This is a genomic window from Nocardia callitridis (genome assembly GCF_039543305.1).
GTDB lineage: Bacteria > Actinomycetota > Actinomycetes > Mycobacteriales > Mycobacteriaceae > Nocardia > Nocardia callitridis.
In genome coordinates, this window is record NZ_BAABJM010000001.1 from 575,318 (window position 1) to 593,563 (window position 18,246).

An 18,246-nucleotide genomic window follows, 5' to 3' on the forward strand; every position below is an offset into this window, starting at 1 on the left:
GCTTACTTGTTGTCGTCGGAGGGACGGAACGCCGTGGTGGCGTTCGACGACGGGTCGCCGCTCTGCTCGCCGCCGAACGGCTGGCTCGGCTGGCTCGGCGGGTTGCTCTGTCCCTGCGGCGCGGCGGCCTGCTGGCCCTGCTGGCCGAAGTTCGGCGCACCGTAGGGCTGCTGGCCGGCGAAGTTCTGCGTGGCGGCCTCGGCCTGCTGCGCGGCACTCGGTGTGCCGTACGGCGAGGGCGAACCCTGTTGCCCCGCACCGTAAGCGGGCTGCTGACCGTAGGGCGATGGCTGCTGCTGTGGCTGACCGTAAGGCTGCTGGGCCTGCTGCGGCTGACCGTAAGGCTGCTGCCCCTGCTGACCGTAGGACGGCTGCTGACCCGGGTACTGCTGCGCGCCGTACCCCTGGCCGTAGACGGGCTGAGACGGCTGGCTCTGCTGGGCCGCCTGCTGCGACTGACCGTAGGGCGACTGCTGCGCCTGCTGGCCCTGCTGCGCCTGCTGGCCACCCTGGTTGGCGCTGAACGCCGAGAACGGCGTCGACTGCTGGTAGCTGTTCTGCTGCTGCTGTTGCTGCTGACCGTAATTGGGCCCGTTCGACGGGCTGGCCGGACGTGCCTCGGGGGCCTTCACCACACCGGACTCGAACAGCACGACCGCCACGGCGAGCGCCGCCTGCACGAACGACAGCACCAGCAGGGCGTAGGCACCCCACTTCAGCTCGGTGCCCTCGACGCTGAACGACTCGCTCAGCAGCGCGAAGAAGCTGGCTGCCGAGGTCGCGGCGGCGATACCGGCCCAATTCTGTTTGGGCAGCAAGGAAATCGCGGCGGCCAGACCGGCCAACAGCAGCAGGCCGACGAGCGCGGCACCCGAGGGCACCATGCCGAACAGCTTGATGGTCTCGTCGCCACCGACCGTGGTGCCACCGACCTCGACCGGCTTGGAACCGAAGTACGGGGCGAAACCGAGCAGGAAGTTGATCACACCGAGCGCGGCCACACCGACCAACAGGTACAACGACAGCCCAGCACCCGACGCGGGCGTACTCGAACCTGAACTAGCACCACCTGCCGAGGAATCGAGGCTGGATGGGCTGGCAGGCGCGGGTGCGTTGTACCCGGTGCCCCCGGTCGGGTATGACATGGTGTCGTCTCCTAGGTCGAGTCATACAGATGTAGCGGCTGGATCTGCCCCCGACGCTACTGCACTCGCCCGCCGAGGTCATCCTCGCCCGAGCAGCCAACCCGTGGAATTCACCCGCTCGCGCCCGAGTCGTTGGGCACCAGGTCGGCCGGCGACGCGAAAGGCCGCCGCCCGGCGTTACGGGAGACGGCCTTCCGAACGTTCGGATCAGGCTGTGATGCTTGCCTTCTCCAGGATTTCGCGAGCCAGCGCCGCGGTCTCGGACGGCGTCTTGCCGACCTTGACGCCCGCCGCTTCCAGCGCGTCCTTCTTCGCCTGCGCGGTACCGGCCGAACCGGAAACGATCGCGCCCGCGTGACCCATCGTCTTGCCTTCCGGCGCGGTGAATCCCGCGACGTAGCCGACGACCGGCTTGGTGACGTTGGCCTGGATGTAGGCGGCCGCACGCTCTTCGGCGTCGCCGCCGATCTCACCGATCATCACGATCAGCTTGGTCTCGGGGTCCTTCTCGAACGCCTCGATGGCGTCGATGTGGGTGGTGCCGATGACCGGGTCGCCGCCGATGCCGATGGAGGTGGAGAAGCCGAAATCGCGCAGCTCGTACATCATTTGGTAGGTCAAGGTGCCGGACTTGGACACCAGGCCGACCGGGCCCTTGCCGGTGATGTTGGCCGGGGTGATCCCGACCAGCGACTCACCCGGGGTGATGATGCCGGGGCAGTTCGGGCCGATGATCCTGGTCTTGCTGCCCTTTTCGACGTTGTAGGCCCACGCGTACGCGGTGTCCTGCACCGGGATGCCCTCGGTGATGACGACCAGCAGCGGGATCTCCGCGTCGATCGCCTCGATGATGGCGTCCTTGGCGAACTTCGGCGGCACGAACGCGATCGAGACGTCCGCGCCGGTCTTCTCGATGGCCTCGGCCACGGTGCCGAACACCGGCAGCTCGACGTCGGCGCCTGCTTTGTCCTTGTGCGCGACCGTGGTTCCGGCCTTGCGCGCGTTGACGCCACCCACGATCTGGGTGCCCGCCTTCAGCATCAGCGCGGTGTGCTTGGTGCCTTCACCGCCGGTGATGCCCTGGACGATGACCTTGGAGTCCTTGTTCAGGAAGATAGACATGTCTTCGAGTCCTTACTTGGCCGCAGCCAGTTCAGCCGCTTTATCCGCGCCTTCATCCATTGTCTGCGCAAGCGTCACCAACGGATGCGCGGCGTCGTCGAGGATCTTGCGTCCCTCTTCGACCTTGTTGCCGTCCAAGCGGACCACCAGGGGCTTGTTGGCCTCGTCACCGAGGATCTCCAGCGCCTTGACGATGCCGTTGGCGACCGCGTCACAGGCGGTGATGCCACCGAAGACGTTCACGAAAACGCTCTTGACCTGCGAGTCACCCAGGATGACGTCCAGGCCGGCCGCCATTACCTCGGCCGAGGCGCCACCGCCGATGTCGAGGAAGTTGGCGGGCTTCACATTGCTGTGCGCTTCGCCCGCGTAGGCGACGACGTCGAGGGTCGACATGACCAGACCCGCGCCGTTGCCGATGATGCCGACCTCGCCGTCGAGCTTGACGTAGTTGAGGTCGTTCTCCTTGGCCTTGAGCTCCAGCGGGTCCGTCGCGTCCCGGTCGGCGAATTCCGCATGGTCGGGGTGGCGGAACGCGGCGTTCTCGTCGAGGGTGACCTTGCCGTCGAGCGCGAGGATCTCGTCGCTGGGCGTACGGACCAGCGGGTTGACCTCGACCAGGGTCGCGTCCTCGCCGACGAACACCTCCCACAGCTTCTGAATGGTCACGGCTGCGGCGTCGAGCACGTCGGCGGGCAGGTGGCCCTGTTCGGCGATCGAGCGAGCGAACGCGAGGTCGACACCCTTGACCGCGTCGACCGGAATCTTCGCCAGGCGCTCGGGCTTGGTGGCGGCGACCTCTTCGATCTCCATGCCGCCTTCCACCGAGCACATGGCCAGGTAGGTGCGGTTGGAACGGTCGAGCAGGAAGGAGATGTAGTACTCCTCCGCGATGTCCTTGGCCTCGGCGACCAGGATCTTCTTGGTGATGTGGCCCTTGATGTCGAGGCCGAGGATGTTCTGCGCGTGGGTGTCCGCGTCGTCCGGGGTCGCGGCGAACTTGACGCCACCGGCCTTGCCACGCCCACCGGCTTTGACCTGGGCCTTGATCATTACCGGCTTGCCGATTTCGGTCGCGATCGCGCGGGCTTGTTCGACCGTGTCCGTGACGCGGCCTTCGGACGAAGGCACTCCGTGCTTAACGAAGAGCTCCTTCGCCTGGTATTCGAAGAGATCCATGTATTCACCGTCTCGTCTGCGTTGTGATGACAACGTCTTTGCCTTGGCCCGACGTCGGAGCGGGTCGGGTCGGACTCTAATCAGTCACACAGAGGGGCAATCGGCCACGTACATCCTAAGTGGCCCAGGTCACGGGCGACCGTGACGAGCAGGAAAACCGCTGGCCAACACTACTGGCGAGTAGGTTGCTGGCGCCACGCCAGGTAGAGCGGAAGAACCCGAAACCGACACCGCCGAACCACCGCAATCTACTACGCGGTGTCGTCGGAAATCTCGCACACGTGCCCACTGTGCCGACGAATATTCCGGGGCGCTACGGTGATCAATGTCACATGACCCCCAAGAAATGGCGGCAGCGCTTGCGGACCTCGCAATCGTTTCGTTACCGTATTTCCGGTCGATGTCACAACCCGGTCACGACTAGGAGGACGGCAAGCCTTGACGCAGCACAGCACTCCGCGCGTGGAGCGCCGTTGTTCCGGAGTCTCTCCGACGACATCGCAGATCAGCTCGTATTTCCGTAGCGAAATCAGCTCGGCGACACCCGGTTCGGTCCTGCCGTACCGCATGCCATGGCACCGCCGATGAACCCCACGACTGCTCTCGCTCCCGAATATCGCGCACGGACCGGTCATCGTTATCGCGACGACGACGAGAGTTTCGGCGCTGCCCCACAGGTCGACTATTTCTCCCCCGCCCAGCAGGGTGGCTTCGAGAAGGCCGGGCACGCCGACACCGAGGTGCACGCCGACAACTTCTGGGCCGCCAACAACGCGTGGGCCAGTCCCGAGCCGCAGAACCAGGGTCCGGCCGAGCCCGCTACCGCAGCGACCCAAGACTTCTGGACGCAACGTGACAGCTGGGCTGAAGGCGCCGCATGGAACGACGGCGGCGCATGGGACGAAGACCCGTGGACGCCGGACAACGACGGCGAATGGCGCCAGGACGAAACCTGGGGCGCCGAACCGGAGCAACCGGCAGCGCAAGACAAGCCCGCCACGCGGTCGAACGCGTCACCGGCCATGCTCGCCGCACTGCGTGATGCCAAGCGCGGTGGCGCGCACCGGGTTCCGACGCCGCCGAGCGCGCTCAAGGGTCGCGCCGCCGTCGTAGCGGTCGCCGCGGGCGCCGTGGTCGCCGCGGGCCAGGCCGCGTTCGCCGATACGGGACAGCAGCCGACGCAGAGCGTCGATTACCAGGCCGCCGGCCAGGTGCAGCCCGTCGCCGCGCAGTCGATGATGGCCGACCCCGCCGCAGCGGCACCCGATTCACCGGACTCCCCGCAGATGCTCGGCGCCGCGGCACCGACGGCCCTCGGCGATTTCAGCGACATGATCGAGAACGGTCAGAAGTTCGCGGAGAACCTGGCCGCCCAGGAAAACGCGAAACTACGGCCGCTGTTCCACACCTTCGCCTCCGGCACTTTCACCTCCGGCTTCGGCGCGCGTTGGGGCGTACAGCATCTCGGCGTCGATATCGCCGGTCCGATCGGAACCCCGATCTACGCGGTCGCCGACGGCGACGTGATCGACGCGGGCCCCGCCTCCGGATTCGGCATGTGGGTGCGGGTGCAACACGACGACGGCACGATCACCGTCTACGGCCACGTCGACACCACCACGGTGTCGGTCGGCGAACGCGTCCTGGCGGGCGACCAGATCGCCACGATCGGCAACCGCGGCTTCTCCACCGGCCCGCACTGCCACTTCGAGGTCTGGCTCAACGGCGCCGACAAGATCGACCCGCTCCCCTGGCTGGCCACCCGCGGCATCAGCCTCGGGGTTCAGCGCGACTGACCCGAGGTCGCCGGTACCCACGCGACAAGAGACCAGCGTTCGTCCGGCACGTCCAGCCGCAGACCGACCGCTGCGCGCCCACCTCTCGAGCCCGCCCCGCGTGAATTGCACGACCTACCGACTCGGCATGGTGCGGTCAGCTGCCGCCGTGAAGACCGGGACCGAAACCCAGAGCAACTCGGTAAAGTTCCGCCGCACAGCAGATTTCAGAGCTTGGTCAGGGTCTTGCTGTATTGCGGGATGAGCCGGATCTTGCCCGCGGTACCGAAATCGATGGTGACGGTGGCCAGCGGGCCGACGCCCTCGGCGGCGACGACGCGGCCGAGACCGTACTTGTCGTCGGTGACCCGGTCGCCCACGGCGAGAACGATATTCGTGTTGTTTCTGTTCGCGCCCGGAGCCGGACGACGAGGACCGCCACGCATGCCGGGACGCTGCTGAGCCGACCACCCGTCGTCGAAGGACCAATCGGGCTCGGAGTCACCTCGGCGGCGTCCTCCCCTGTTCACCGTTGGCGCGACCGGCTCGAGCCGCCGCCAATCGATCAGATGGTTCGGAACCTCCTGGAGGAACCGCGATTCCGGGTTCGTCATCGGCTGCCCCCACGCGGAGCGAACCACCGCGCGACTCACATACAGTCGCTGGCGCGCCCTGGTGATCCCCACGTACGCGAGGCGCCGCTCCTCGGCCAGCTCGGCCGGATCGCCCAGTGCCCGCATGTGCGGGAACTGACCGTCCTCCCAACCGGTCACGAACACCACGGGGAACTCGAGCCCCTTGGCGGTGTGCAGCGTCATCATGGTCACCACGCCCGAGCCCTCGTCCGGGATCTGATCGGTGTCGGCGACCAACGAAACCCGTTCGAGGAACGCGGCCAACGACCCCGGCTCCGGCTCGCCTTCGGCGGCCGCGCTCGCGGCGTCGCGCACCAGGCCCTCTTCCATCGCGGCCTGCACATCGTTGAGCGCCTCGGAGCTGAATTCCCGTGCGACGCTGACCAGTTCGTTGAGGTTATCGAGCCTGGCACCGTCCTGCGGGTCGTCGGAGGACTCCAACTCACCCCGGTAGCCGGTCCGTTCGAGCACCGCGTCGACGATATTGCCGACATCGGGGAAATCCGACTCGGCTTGCTCGCCCGCCGCCCGAATCTCGTCGAGCAAATCCAGGAAACCCGTAATCGCGCGCTGCGCGCGGGTATTGAGCAGCGCCACCTTTCCCGCAGCCGCGTCGCGCAATGCCGCCGCGAACCCGATACCACGTTGCTCGGCGTGCACGGCGACACACGCTTCGGCGCGATCGCCGATACCGCGACGCGGCGTGTTGAGAATGCGCCGCATGCTCACCGCGTCATCGGGATTCGCGAGCACTCGAAGGTAGGCGACGATATCGCGCACCTCCTTGCGCTCGTAGAACCGCACCCCGCCGACCACCTTGTAGGGCATCCCCATTCGGATGAAGATTTCCTCCAGCGCACGGGAATTGTTGTTGGTGCGGTAGAACACCGCGACATCGTTGTAGTTGGCGTCGCCGTCGTCGACGAGCCGGTCGATCTCGCGCGCGACGAACGAGGCCTCGTCGTGTTCGTTGTCGGCGACGTATCCGGTGATCAGTTCGCCCTCGCCGGAATCAGTCCACAGCTTCTTGTCCCTGCGGTTCTCGTTGCGCGCGATCACCGCATTGGCGGCGCTGAGAATGGTCTGGGTCGAACGGTAGTTCTGTTCGAGCAGAATGGTTTCGGCGTCGGGAAAATCGCGTTCGAATTCCTCGATATTGCGAATGGTCGCACCACGGAAGGCGTAGATCGACTGGTCGGCGTCACCCACGACGCACAGTTCGCTCGGCGGCACTCCGTCAGCGGCCTCGGCGCCGGATCCCCCTGCGCCGGATTCCTCTGCGCCGGATCCCTCGGGGACCTCGTGGTGGCCGACCAGCTCCCGTACCAGCACGTACTGCGCGTGGTTGGTGTCCTGATACTCGTCGACGAGAACGTGCCGGAAGCGCCGGCGGTAGTACTCGGCGACCTGTGGGTGCTGTTGCAGCAGGGCCACCGTCTCACCGATGAGATCGTCGAAGTCCAGCGCGTTCGCCGCACGCAGCCGCCGCTGGTATTCGGCGTAGACGCGTGCGACGAGGGCGGACAGATCGTTGTCGTCGGTTTCTGCCTCGGTCGCCGCGCGCTCCGGTCCGATCAGTTCGTTCTTCAGATTGGAAATGGCGCTCGACAGCAGACGCGCGGTGTATTTCTTGGTGTCGAGTTCGAAATCGCGACTGATCATGGTGATCAAGCGACGCGAATCGTCGGCATCGTAGATGGAGAAGTTGGAATTCAGCCCGGGCAGCAGGGCCGCCTGCATCCGCAGAATCCGCACACAACTGGAGTGGAACGTAGACACCCACATGTTGTTGGCGCGCGGGCCCACCAACCCGATCACCCGTTCGCGCATCTCCGCGGCGGCCTTGTTGGTGAAGGTGATCGCGAGTACCTGTCCCGGTGTCACGCCGCGCGCAGCCAGCAGATAGGCGATACGGCGGGTGAGCACGGCGGTCTTGCCCGACCCCGCGCCCGCGACGATCAACAGCGGAGGACCCGCGTGCACGACGGCGCTGCGTTGCTGCGGGTTCAGCCCGTCGAGCAGCTGTTCGGCCTGCTCCGTGCGCTCCTTGTCGCGCGCGAGCCGACGCTGCTCGCGCTCGTCGACCTTCGCCTGCCATCCGCCCGCCGCAGTGGAGCTGTCGGACGACGGGTTCTGGGGCGAGGTGCGCGAGGACATCGAACCATCGTGCGGTATCGGCCGACCGGCCTGAGCGTGGGGAGCCACCGTTGTGTCCATCGTTCATCCACGCTACCGGCGGGCACCGACAGACTCGCACCCCGCTGGGGTTCGGGTGAACAATCGTTTTGCATACCTACCGGCCCGTGGCAGACTGGCCACATGATCAGTTCCCGTCCGATAGCCGCGATGCGCGCCGCGTTCGGCTATCACGATCGCGGAACCTGTCCCTGAGCGCACAATCTGGGGGGACGGAAGCTACGACCCGCCAGGTCTGTTTCACAGTGAAGGAACCGATCGGTAACGAGTTGGATCGAGTGACCGATCCAGGTTCTGACACGAGGAGATGAATATGAGTACCCCTGCGACGAGAACCGGGTCCGATTCGGCGCTGCCTCGCACCGAGGCGGAAATCGACACACTCCGCAAGGAAATCGACAGACTCGACGCCGAGATCCTCAACGCGGTCAAACGTCGGACCGAGGTCTCCAGAATCATCGGCCGCACGCGGATGGCCTCCGGCGGCCCCCGCCTGGTGCACAGCCGCGAGATGAAGGTGCTGGAACGCTTCAGCGAACTCGGCCAGGAAGGCCACACCCTCGCGATGCTGCTACTGCGCCTCGGTCGCGGTCGCCTCGGTCACTGAGTTCGACCGAAACGTTCGACCGAAAACGTTCGACCGAGAACCACCCCGCCGACAACCCACGGCCTCCTGCTGCGCGGCGATCGAAAGACCGCCGCTTTCCCAAGGCCGCCCCAGGTGTTCACACCCCTGGGGCGGTCGTTTTACTTTCCGGTGGGCAGCGCGCTCAGGTGAGCGCGATGTACTTGGTGGACAGGTACTCCTCGATCCCCTCCGTGCCGCCCTCACGACCGAACCCGGAGGCCTTGACGCCACCGAACGGCGCCGCCGGATCCGAGATCACGCCACGGTTGACCCCGACCATCCCCGACTCCAAACCTTCGGCGACGCGAAGCGCGCGGTCGAGGTCACGGGTGTAGACGTAGCTGACCAGACCGAACTGGGTGTCGTTCGCCGCGGCCACCCCTTCTTCCTCGGTGTCGAAGCCGATCACGGGGGCGACAGGACCGAAGACCTCCTCGCGCAGAATCCGCGCTTCCTGCGGCACGTCGCTGAGCACGGTCGCCGGATAGAACCAGCCGGGGCCGTCATGTGCCTTGCCGCCGAGGCGAACTCGCGCGCCGAGTGCCACGGCGTCATCGACCAGTTCACGCACTATGTTCACCTGCTCCTCGTTGATCAGCGGGCCGAGTGTGGTGTCCGGATCGCTGCCCGGCCCGAGCTTCACCTGCTCGGTCATCGCCGCGACGAGCTTGTCGGTGAATTCCGCGAGTACGTCGTTGTGCACATGGAACCGGTTGGCCGCGGTGCACGCCTCGCCACCATTGCGCAGCTTCGCCAGCAGGGCGCCTTCGACGGCCGCGTCGATATCGGCGTCGTCGAACACCACGAACGGCGCGTTGCCGCCCAGTTCCATCGAGGTGCGCAGCAGGCCGTTGGCCGATTTCTCCACCAGGGACTTGCCGACCTCGGTGGACCCGGTGAAGGTGAGCTTGCGCAGGCGCGGATCGTCGAGCAGCGGCTGGGTCACCGCCCCGGACTTGCTGGAGGTGATCACCGAGAGCACACCGTCGGGCAGCCCGGCCTCGCCGCACACCTGCGCGAGCAGCAGCATGGTCAACGGTGTCGCCGACGCGGGTTTGACGATCATCGTGCACCCGGCCGCGAGCGCGGGGCCGATCTTGCGCGTGCCCATGGCGAGCGGGAAATTCCACGGTGTGATCGCCAGGCACGGGCCGACCGGCTGCTTGTGCACCATGATCCGACCCGAGCCGGACGGAGCGTGCAGGAACCGGCCGTGGATCCGCACGGCCTCCTCGCTGAACCACCGGAAGAACTCGGCACCGTAGCGCACCTCGTTGCGGCTCTCCGGCAGCGCCTTGCCCATTTCCAGGGTCATCAAGAGGGCGAATTCCTCGGCGCGGGCGGTGATTCGATCGAAGACCGCGCGCAGGATCTCGCCGCGTTCGCGTGCGGGCGTCGCGGCCCAATCGGCCTGCGCCGCCACCGCCGCGTCGAGGGCACGCACCGCGTCCTGCGGTGTCGCATCGGCCACCTCCACGAGCACCTTGCCGGTGGCGGGGTCGTAGACGGGGAAGGTCGCCGCGCCCGTAGCCTCGACCGGCCCGCCGATCCACAGTTTCGTAGGTACGGATTCGAGAACTTCTCTTTCGGACACCATGCGGCCAGCCTAGGCCGCTTTCCCGTACCGGCACCGCTGCTCAGACATTTCGATTTCGGCTCGAGCCCGCCGCACCGCCCGGCGCGGATCACGTGCGCGGCCGGTGGCCTGCTTGTACTGTCGGCGAACGTGAGCAGCGACATCACCGAGACGGTGGCATGGCGGAACCTGCGCGATCACCACGCCACAATCCAAACCCGGCACCTCAGGGAATTCTTCGCCGACGACCCCGCGCGCGGTCACGAGCTGACCGTCGAACTCGGCGACCTGCACATCGACTACAGCAAGCATCGCGTGACCCGCGAAACCCTGCGGCTGCTCGTCGAATTGGCGCGCGCGGCGGGGGTCGCCGAACGCAGGGACGCGATGTTTCGCGGCGACCACATCAATACCTCGGAGGATCGCGCGGTCGGGCACATCGCGCTGCGCGCGCCGCGAGGTGAGCAAGTGCTCATCGACGGCGTCGACGCCGGGGCCGATGTGCACGAGGTATTGGCACGGATGGGCGAGTTCACCGACGCGCTGCGCTCGGGCTCGTGGCGCGGTGCGACCGGCGAACCGATCAGCACGGTGGTCAACATTGGCATCGGTGGCTCGGATCTCGGTCCGGTCATGGTGTATCAGGCGTTGCGGCACTACGCCGACGCTGGCATCGGCGCGCGCTTCGTCTCGAATGTCGATCCCGCCGATCTGGTGGCCGCGCTCGACGGACTCGATCCCGCGACAACACTTTTCATCGTGGCCTCGAAGACCTTCTCCACGTTGGAGACGCTGACCAACGCCACCGCGGCCAGGCGCTGGCTGGTGTCGGCGCTCGGCGAAGGCGCCGTGGCACAACACTTCGTCGCGGTCTCGACGAACACCGAACGGGTCGCGGAGTTCGGTATCGACACCGCGAACATGTTCGGCTTCTGGGATTGGGTCGGCGGACGCTATTCGGTGGATTCGGCGATCGGCCTGGCGGTGATGGCGGCGATCGGCAAGGAACGCTTCGCGGAATTCTTGGCCGGAATGCACGCGGTGGACCAGCATTTCGCGACCGAGCCGCTGGAGCGCAACGCTCCGGTACTGCTGGGCATGCTCGGCGTGTGGTACTCGAATTTCTTCGACGCCCAGTCGCGCGCGGTGCTGCCCTATGCCAACGACCTGGCCAGGTTCCCCGCGTATCTCCAGCAGTTGACCATGGAATCCAATGGCAAATCGGTGCGTGCGGACGGTAGCCCGGTCACCACCTCGACCGGCGAGATCTTCTGGGGTGAGCCGGGAACCAATGGTCAGCACGCCTTCTATCAATTGCTGCACCAGGGCACCAGGCTGATCCCCGCCGACTTCCTCGGTTTCGCCCGACCCACCGATGACCTGCCCACCCGCGACGGCAACGGCAGCATGCACGACATCCTGATGAGCAATCTGTTCGCGCAAACCAAGGTGTTGGCGTTCGGCAAGACGGCCGAGGAAATCGCGGCCGAGGGCACCGACCCGAAGGTGATACCGCACAAGGTGATGCCGGGCAACCGACCCAGCACCACGATCCTCGCGCCGTTGCTCACCCCGTCGGCGGTGGGACAGCTCATCGCGCTCTACGAGCACCAGGTGTTCGTCGAGGGCACCATCTGGGGCATCGACAGCTACGACCAGTGGGGTGTCGAGCTCGGCAAGCAGCAGGCACTCGCGCTCGCACCCTTGCTTACCGACGCCGAAGAACCCGCCTCGCAGGGCGACTCGTCCACCGACGCGTTGATCGGCTGGTACCGCGAGCACCGCTGAGTGGTCAGTCGGCGCTTCGACGTGCCGCGACGCGTTCGGCGACTACGGCGGTCGAGATGGCGAAGAGCGTGCCGATCACGATGAGGTCGAAGGCGACCTGCACCATGGTCGCGATTCGGGCCGCCTGACCGGCGGCGTGCACGTCGCCGTAGCCGATGGTCGCCAGCGTGATCATGCTGTAATACAGTGCGTCCGTCCTTGTTTCGATCCCGTCGAATTGTCCTGGCCGGTGCAGCGCCAGCTGGTGGTAGAACAACGCGAAGAACGTCACCGACACACAGAGCACGAACAAGAGGTCACCCGCGCGGCTGCCGCTCTCGCGCACCGCGTGGCGGATGCGTCGCACCGAAAGCCAGACCAGTCCGAGCACGCCCGGCACGAACGCGACAATGCCGAAGCCATGCCAATTCTCGGCATCGAGGTCGAGCGGAAGGCCGTAGTAGAACAACAGCGCGCAGGCGGCCGCGACCGTGCCGTGCCACACACCAGCAGGTCGGATACCGCGCCGGGACACCGTCATCGCACCATGATCGACCATCACGCCTGGGAGCCGGGGTACGCACCGACCTACCGCGCGTCGGCACCGCCGACGAGCTGATACCCACCCTGGCAGCCACGCAGAATGAGATCCGCGTGGTGGCGCGTGGCGGCGATGAGTTGGGCGTTGCGCAGGTCGCTCTGGCGTACCTTCGCCAGCGCGGCCTCGGGGGTCCTTCCGCCGCGCACGTGCCGGTGGAACAGCCGTTCTTCGATCGCCTCGCGCGCGGCGTCGAGGTACCACGCCTGTGAGAGCAGGCCGCGCACCGAGGACCATTTCTTCCCGGCGAAGTCGTCGAGCAGCAGGTAATTGCCCTCGGTGATCACGATCCGCTGCCTGGCGAATACCACACCGGCGGGGATCGGGTCGTCCACGGCGCGGTCGAAGGTCGGCCACGGCACCGGGTTACCCAACGACGTTGTCCGCAGGCGCAGCAGGCTGTCCAGGTAAGCGGCGGTATCGAAGGTGTCGGGTTCCCCTTTGCGCGCGAGGGTGCCCTTCGTGCGCAGCATGGCATTGGTGAGGTGGTAGCCGTCCATGGGGGCGATCTCGGCGATCGGCCGCCGCACGCCCGTGGCCAGGGTTTCGGCCTCGTTCAGCGCATCCCGTAGCGCGAGGGCGAGTGTGGTCTTGCCCGCGCCGGGCGGACCGGCGATACCGAGCAGGAACCGGCCGTGGTTCGCGTCCGCACTCGCGCGCACCCGCGCGACGAGCGCGCCCATGGAGAGGAATCCGGGGTCGCCCGGTGTGTCGTACCGCCCAGTCACCACGCCAAGATACCGGTGTGCCGGTGGCGGCATAGCCGAATCAGGGTGAACACGAAAAGTGTTCGGGCAAAAGGAAACTCGACGACACGTCAACACCCGCCCCGGCGGCCGCCCCGACCTCAGACGAAGGCGCGCTCGATGATCGCACCGGTATCGACACCCGTCGGTAAGGTGCCGAACGCGATGCCCCAGTCCGCACCGAGCCGGGCCGCGCAGAACGCGTCGGCCACCGCGGGATGACCGTGGCGCACCAACTGCGCGCCCTGCAGCACCAATGCCATCAGTTCGACCACACGGCGCGCGCGATATTCGATATCGGTGAGGTCGGCGAGTTCCTTACCGACACGGGCGATGGCGTCGTCCAGGCGCGGATCCGCGCCCGCCGCCAACGCGACCTCGGCGAAGTACGCCTCGACCGTCTCCGGTTGCCGCCCCATGGCCCGCAGCGCGTCCAGGGCCGCGACATTGCCCGACCCCTCCCAAATCGACATCAGCGGCGCTTCCCGGTAGAGCCTCGGCATGCCGGACTCCTCCACGTAACCGTTGCCGCCAAGGCATTCCAGCGCCTCCGCCGCGTGCGCGGGAGCGCGCTTGCACACCCAGTACTTGGTGATGGCCAGGGCGATCCTGCGCAGCGCGGCTTCGGCGGGGTCACCGCTCGCGCGGTCGGTAGCTCCGGCGAGACGCATCATCACCGTCGTGGCGGCATCGGATTCGATCACCAGGTCGGCGAGCACATTGCGCATGGCGGGTTGGTCGATCAGCTTGCGGCCGAAGACTTCTCGGTGCCTGGCGTGGTGCACGGCATTGACCACGCCGAGGCGCATGCCCGTCGCCGAGCCGATCACACAATCGAGCCTGGTCATGTTCACCATCTCGATGATGGTCTTGACGCCGGCGCCCTCCGCGCCGACCAACCAGCCGGTGGCGTTGTCGTATTCGATCTCCGAGGACGCGTTGGACTTGTTGCCGAGCTTGTCCTTGAGTCGTTGCAGCCGAAGGGCATTGCGTGTGCCGTCGGGCAGCACACGGGGCAGCAGGAAGCAGGATAGCCCGCCCGGCGCCTTGGCCAGGGTGAGGAACATGTCCGACATCGGCGCGGAGGTGAACCACTTGTGCCCGACGATCCGGTAGGAGCCGTCGGGTTGTGGTGTCGCCGTGGTGGTATTGGCGCGAACGTCGGAGCCGCCCTGCTTCTCCGTCATCGACATGCCCGCGATGAGCCCGGCCTTGCTCGCGGGTTCACGGAGGCCGAAATCGTAGGTGCGTGAACCGAGTAGCGGTTCGTAACGGTCGGCGAGTTCGCGATTGTGGCGCAGCGCGGGAACCACCGCGTAGGTCATCGAGATCGGACACATGTGCCCGGCGTCCGCGGCACCCCAGGTGTAGAACTTCGCGGCGCGCGCGGTGTGCGCACCCGGAGTGTCCGCCAACCACGGTGCGGCGTGTACGCCGTGCGCGACAGCGACTTTCATGAGTTCGTGCCAGTGCGGGTGGAATTCCACCTCGTCGATGCGGTGGCCGTAGCGATCGTGGGTACGCAGGACCGGCGGGTGCTCGGAGGCGAGCCGACCCCATTCCTGCACCTCGAAGCTGCCCGCGAGCGCACCGAGTTCGCGGATTTCCGGTTCGGCCCAGCCCGCGCCCTCGCGGTGCAGGCCCTCCAGCAGAGCCGGATTGCGTGACATGTCGAACGGGACCAGATCGGGGACCTGATTGAAGACCTCATGTGTCGGCATCGAATGCTCCTGGTTCTGCGCGCACACCGAGCGCGCGTAGCGCGAAGGCCACGAGTTGGGGGACAACGGTTTCCGCGGGCGGCGCGGTCGTCAGCGGGCCGACCAACACCTCCCCGATAGCACCGACCAGCGCGCTCGCGCTGACACCGGCGTCTTGTGCTGGCAGGTCGCCACGCGAAACTCCTTCGGCCACCGCGGATTCGAAGATTTCGGCGAACGCACGTCGAAAACGCAGGCGTTCGACATCGACTTCGGCGTCTACCGGCTCCGCGAGCAGCACATAGGCGAGTTTCGGGTTCTTCAACGCGCGCCCGGCGAAAGTCTCCACCGCGACGCTCACCCGCTCGACCGCGCCGCCTTCGGCGCACGCGGCCGCCACCGCGTCGACCTCGTGGGCGACCACCCGGCGAAAGACCGCGCGCACCAGTTCGGTTTTACCGCGAAAGTTCTTGTAGACGGTGCCCGTGGCCACGCCAGCCGCCGCGGCGACCGCCGCCATGGACAGTCCCGCGTACCCCGCATCGGACAACACCGCGGTGGCGGCGCGCACGATCAGCCCGGCCTGCGCGTCGAGGCGCGCCTGCACGGCGGAGGTTCTGCGGTAAGCCACCCAAGAAGTGAACCACGGATTCATTTCTTCACACAAGGGCGCCGACGCGGGCGTATGGTCACGAGCGTGGATGTACGTATCGAACGGTCCGGGCCGGTGACCACGGTGATCTTGCACCGCCCACAGGCCCGCAATGCCGTGGACGGGCCGACCGCGACCGCACTCGCCGACGCCTTTCGCGCCTTCGACGCCGACCCCGACGCGGCGGTGGCCGTGCTCTGGGGCGACGGCGGCACCTTCTGCGCGGGCGCGGACCTCAAGGGTCTCGGTACCGAGCGATCCAATCAGGTCACCGAGGACGGTGACGGCCCGATGGGCCCGACCAGGATGCGACTGTCCAAGCCGGTGATCGCCGCCGTCTCCGGCCACGCTGTCGCGGGCGGACTCGAACTCGCGCTGTGGTGCGATCTGCGCGTTGCCGAGCGCGACAGCGTGTTCGGCGTCTTCTGCCGACGCTGGGGCGTGCCGCTGATCGACGGAGGCACCGTGCGACTGCCGCGCGTCGTCGGCACCGGCCGTGCCATGGACATGGTGCTCACCGGCCGTCCCGTCGACGCGAACGAAGCCTTGGACATGGGCTTGGTGAATCGTGTCGTGCCGACCGGCGAAGCACGCGCGGCTGCCGAGCGGTGGGCCGCCGAACTCGCCGCGCTCCCGCAGACGTGCATGCGCTCGGATCGCCTGTCGCTGCTCGAACAAGAGGCCATGGATACCGAGGCAGCGCTACGCAATGAGCTGCGGCACGGGATGGGCGCGCTCTCGGAAGGACTCGCGGGCGCACAACGCTTCGCCTCGGGCGCGGGTCGGCACGGCGCGTGAACGACGGGTGCGGCGAGCGGCTCAGCGTCGTCGACGAGATCTTCCTGCGCACCCACCGTGGACTCGGTACGCCGATCGCGATACAAGGGCTGTGGCGTACCGAAAGCACCGTCGACCATGCGCTGCTCCACGAGGTACACACCGTACTGGCCGCTGGACCATTGGGGCGCAGGGTAATTCGCCCCCAGGTCCCCGGCGCACGCCGCGCATGGCAGCGCACGGTCCGTGCGCATCCACTCGCCTGCGCCGAACAGCCCCTTACCCTCGCGGGGCTACCGCTGTGGGCCGACGCCCAGGGCGCGGACCTGGACCCGGAATTCTTTCCGGCATGGCGACTTTCGGTTGCCGACCTGGTCGACGGCGGGTCGGCGGTCGCACTCACCTGCTCGCACGTGGTGGCCGACGGCCGCGCCCTGATCCTCGCCGCGGACGCCGCGCTGCGCGCACACGCGGCGGCAACCGGCGCGACGATGACCGGACCCGAACCAGCGGAACGAAAGCCGCGGTCGCTTCCAGGCTGGCGGCCCGCTCGGGCGGGCCAGGCTCCGCCGAACGGGCCGACGCCGAGTACGGCGACCGCAGACGAACCCGCACCGCGCGGCAGGCACGCACCGGCGCCTGCGATCGAGACATCAACGACGCCGGATGTAGGTCCACCGCCCGAAACACCAGTCGCACCGAGCAGGCCCGCACAACCCGGTGAGCACCCGATTTCAGCGGCTCGGTCTCGGTCGAACGAGCAAGGGCCGCCTCGCGACTCGACGCCGACTGTCGGGTGGACGCGGGCGAACGAGCACGGCGCGCCCGACGAGTCGGCTCCGGCTACCCCCGGCGCAGCGCGAGGGGCCGACGACTCGTCGACGGGGCCGGTCACCGACGAAGACTGGAAGGCTACTGGCAGGCACTCGGATTGGTCCGACGCGAGGCGGCAGTGGCAGATCGTTGCCCTCGGTACCGCGCGAGCCTTGCACGCCAGGATGGTCGAGCATCCGCGACCGAGAAGGCGGCCACCGAATCCTCGTTCGACCGTCGAGTTCGCCGGGAAAGTCGGCGCGGAGCCCTCGGGCTCGGCGACGGTACACAGCGCGATCATTCGGTTCGGGGCGTGCGCTTGGGACGGCGCCGCCGCCGCGTGCGGTGGTACCGCCAACAGCTTGTTCATCACGGTCGTCGCGAATCTACTGTGGGACTGCGGGTTCGCCGCTCCAACCTTGTCCGCCAGTCTGCCCGTCGATACCCGAGCCGAACCACGCGTCGACAATGACCTCGCGATGACCGAGATCACCGTCACCCGCGCCGACACCCCTGCCACCGTGCGCGACAAGGCACGTCGCGCCTACGAGCACCGCATGTCCAGTCCCGGTGGCCTGCCGGAGGAAATACTCCAGGTGGTGCCGGATCGCGTCGCCTACGCGCTGGCCAAGGGCGCGGGCGAACGCGACATCCTGTGCTCGAACCTCGGCACCCTCCCCGAAACCCTGAGCGCACTCGGTCCCCACCGCTGCACCGGCGTCGCCGCGCGCGCGATCCACCCGAGGCTCACCACCGCCCAACTCCCCCGCACCCGCCTGTCCGGCTACCTGTGCCGCACCGGGGACGACTACACGCTGTCCCTGGTCGGCCTGCACCGTACGGTCGAATCACCCACCGCCCTCACATCTTTGGCACTCACCACCCTCTTCCGCTTCGGGATACCGGCACACTCGTGGTGAGCACGTACTTGTCTGGG

14 protein-coding genes are annotated in these 18,246 nt (G+C 67.3%); 5 read left to right on the forward strand and 9 right to left on the reverse strand.

The window, feature by feature from the left end:
• Positions 1-2 precede the first annotated feature (2 nt).
• The 3 genes from ABEA50_RS02645 to sucC form a co-directional block, all read right to left on the reverse strand.
• Positions 3-1,145, reverse strand: a complete 1,143-nt coding sequence (locus tag ABEA50_RS02645; RefSeq protein ID WP_345493369.1) for a DUF5336 domain-containing protein — start codon at positions 1,143-1,145, stop codon at positions 3-5.
• A 207-nt stretch (positions 1,146-1,352) separates the two neighbouring features.
• Entirely contained in the window at positions 1,353-2,267 is a 915-nt protein-coding gene (gene sucD, locus ABEA50_RS02650) for a succinate--CoA ligase subunit alpha (RefSeq protein ID WP_345493370.1), read from the reverse strand.
• Between the two features lie 12 nt (positions 2,268-2,279).
• Positions 2,280-3,446, reverse strand: coding sequence for an ADP-forming succinate--CoA ligase subunit beta (gene sucC, locus ABEA50_RS02655; RefSeq protein WP_345493371.1), 1,167 nt, complete (start codon positions 3,444-3,446; stop codon positions 2,280-2,282).
• A 584-nt stretch (positions 3,447-4,030) separates the two neighbouring features.
• On the opposite strand from sucC, the gene ABEA50_RS02660 reads away from it, so the two are divergent.
• Positions 4,031-5,242, forward strand: coding sequence for a M23 family metallopeptidase (locus ABEA50_RS02660; protein ID WP_345493372.1), 1,212 nt, complete (start codon positions 4,031-4,033; stop codon positions 5,240-5,242).
• Between the two features lie 206 nt (positions 5,243-5,448).
• Here the strand turns inward: ABEA50_RS02660 and ABEA50_RS02665 are convergent, their stop codons facing one another.
• Positions 5,449-8,013, reverse strand: coding sequence for a UvrD-helicase domain-containing protein (locus ABEA50_RS02665; RefSeq protein ID WP_425577510.1), 2,565 nt, complete (start codon positions 8,011-8,013; stop codon positions 5,449-5,451).
• 346 nt (positions 8,014-8,359) lie between these two features.
• Here ABEA50_RS02665 and ABEA50_RS02670 point away from each other — a divergent pair, with 346 nt between their 5' ends.
• Positions 8,360-8,659, forward strand: a complete 300-nt coding sequence (locus ABEA50_RS02670) for a chorismate mutase (RefSeq protein WP_345493374.1) — start codon at positions 8,360-8,362, stop codon at positions 8,657-8,659.
• A 163-nt stretch (positions 8,660-8,822) separates the two neighbouring features.
• Here ABEA50_RS02670 and ABEA50_RS02675 read toward each other — a convergent pair whose 3' ends face one another.
• Positions 8,823-10,277: an NAD-dependent succinate-semialdehyde dehydrogenase gene (locus tag ABEA50_RS02675; RefSeq protein ID WP_345493375.1), complete on the reverse strand. Its 1,455-nt coding sequence runs from the start codon at positions 10,275-10,277 to the stop codon at positions 8,823-8,825.
• 129 nt (positions 10,278-10,406) lie between these two features.
• Between ABEA50_RS02675 and pgi the strand changes: the two genes are divergently transcribed.
• Positions 10,407-12,044: a glucose-6-phosphate isomerase gene (gene pgi / locus ABEA50_RS02680; protein WP_345493376.1), complete on the forward strand. Its 1,638-nt coding sequence runs from the start codon at positions 10,407-10,409 to the stop codon at positions 12,042-12,044.
• 4 nt (positions 12,045-12,048) lie between these two features.
• Here the strand turns inward: pgi and ABEA50_RS02685 are convergent, their stop codons facing one another.
• From ABEA50_RS02685 to ABEA50_RS02700, 4 genes are all read right to left on the reverse strand, one after another.
• Complete coding sequence (locus ABEA50_RS02685) at positions 12,049-12,564, reverse strand: potassium channel family protein (RefSeq protein ID WP_345493377.1); 516 nt, start codon at positions 12,562-12,564, stop codon at positions 12,049-12,051.
• A gap of 47 nt (positions 12,565-12,611) precedes the next feature.
• Positions 12,612-13,349: a nucleoside/nucleotide kinase family protein gene (locus ABEA50_RS02690; protein WP_345493378.1), complete on the reverse strand. Its 738-nt coding sequence runs from the start codon at positions 13,347-13,349 to the stop codon at positions 12,612-12,614.
• A 119-nt stretch (positions 13,350-13,468) separates the two neighbouring features.
• The gene (locus ABEA50_RS02695; protein ID WP_345493379.1) at positions 13,469-15,088 is read right to left on the reverse strand and encodes an acyl-CoA dehydrogenase family protein; all 1,620 of its coding nucleotides are present in this window, start codon (positions 15,086-15,088) and stop codon (positions 13,469-13,471) included.
• Positions 15,075-15,698: a TetR/AcrR family transcriptional regulator gene (locus ABEA50_RS02700; RefSeq protein ID WP_345493380.1), complete on the reverse strand. Its 624-nt coding sequence runs from the start codon at positions 15,696-15,698 to the stop codon at positions 15,075-15,077. The genes ABEA50_RS02695 and ABEA50_RS02700 overlap by 14 nt, the downstream gene beginning before the upstream one ends.
• Positions 15,699-15,752: 54 nt before the next feature.
• Here ABEA50_RS02700 and ABEA50_RS02705 point away from each other — a divergent pair, with 54 nt between their 5' ends.
• Positions 15,753-16,517 carry a crotonase/enoyl-CoA hydratase family protein gene (locus ABEA50_RS02705; protein ID WP_345493381.1) on the forward strand — a complete coding sequence of 255 codons (765 nt, stop codon included), beginning with the start codon at positions 15,753-15,755 and terminating at the stop codon, positions 16,515-16,517.
• The gene (locus ABEA50_RS02710) at positions 16,514-18,229 is read left to right on the forward strand and encodes a hypothetical protein (protein WP_345493382.1); all 1,716 of its coding nucleotides are present in this window, start codon (positions 16,514-16,516) and stop codon (positions 18,227-18,229) included. Before ABEA50_RS02705 ends, ABEA50_RS02710 begins: the two co-directional genes overlap by 4 nt.
• Positions 18,230-18,246: the final 17 nt, after the last annotated feature.

Excerpts from the sequence above, each read along its gene's own strand:
- ABEA50_RS02705 (WP_345493381.1), top strand. The coding sequence starts at position 15,753 with ATGGTCACGAGCGTGGATGTACGTATCGAACGGTCCGGGCCGGTGACC.
- ABEA50_RS02660 (WP_345493372.1), top strand. The coding sequence starts at position 4,031 with ATGAACCCCACGACTGCTCTCGCTCCCGAATATCGCGCACGGACCGGT.
- sucC (WP_345493371.1), bottom strand. The coding sequence starts at position 3,446 with ATGGATCTCTTCGAATACCAGGCGAAGGAGCTCTTCGTTAAGCACGGA.
- sucD (WP_345493370.1), bottom strand. The coding sequence starts at position 2,267 with ATGTCTATCTTCCTGAACAAGGACTCCAAGGTCATCGTCCAGGGCATC.
- ABEA50_RS02645 (WP_345493369.1), bottom strand. The coding sequence starts at position 1,145 with ATGTCATACCCGACCGGGGGCACCGGGTACAACGCACCCGCGCCTGCC.
- ABEA50_RS02665 (WP_425577510.1), bottom strand. The coding sequence starts at position 8,013 with ATGTCCTCGCGCACCTCGCCCCAGAACCCGTCGTCCGACAGCTCCACT.
- ABEA50_RS02685 (WP_345493377.1), bottom strand. The coding sequence starts at position 12,564 with ATGACGGTGTCCCGGCGCGGTATCCGACCTGCTGGTGTGTGGCACGGC.
- ABEA50_RS02695 (WP_345493379.1), bottom strand. The coding sequence starts at position 15,088 with ATGCCGACACATGAGGTCTTCAATCAGGTCCCCGATCTGGTCCCGTTC.
- ABEA50_RS02675 (WP_345493375.1), bottom strand. The coding sequence starts at position 10,277 with ATGGTGTCCGAAAGAGAAGTTCTCGAATCCGTACCTACGAAACTGTGG.
- ABEA50_RS02670 (WP_345493374.1), top strand. The coding sequence starts at position 8,360 with ATGAATATGAGTACCCCTGCGACGAGAACCGGGTCCGATTCGGCGCTG.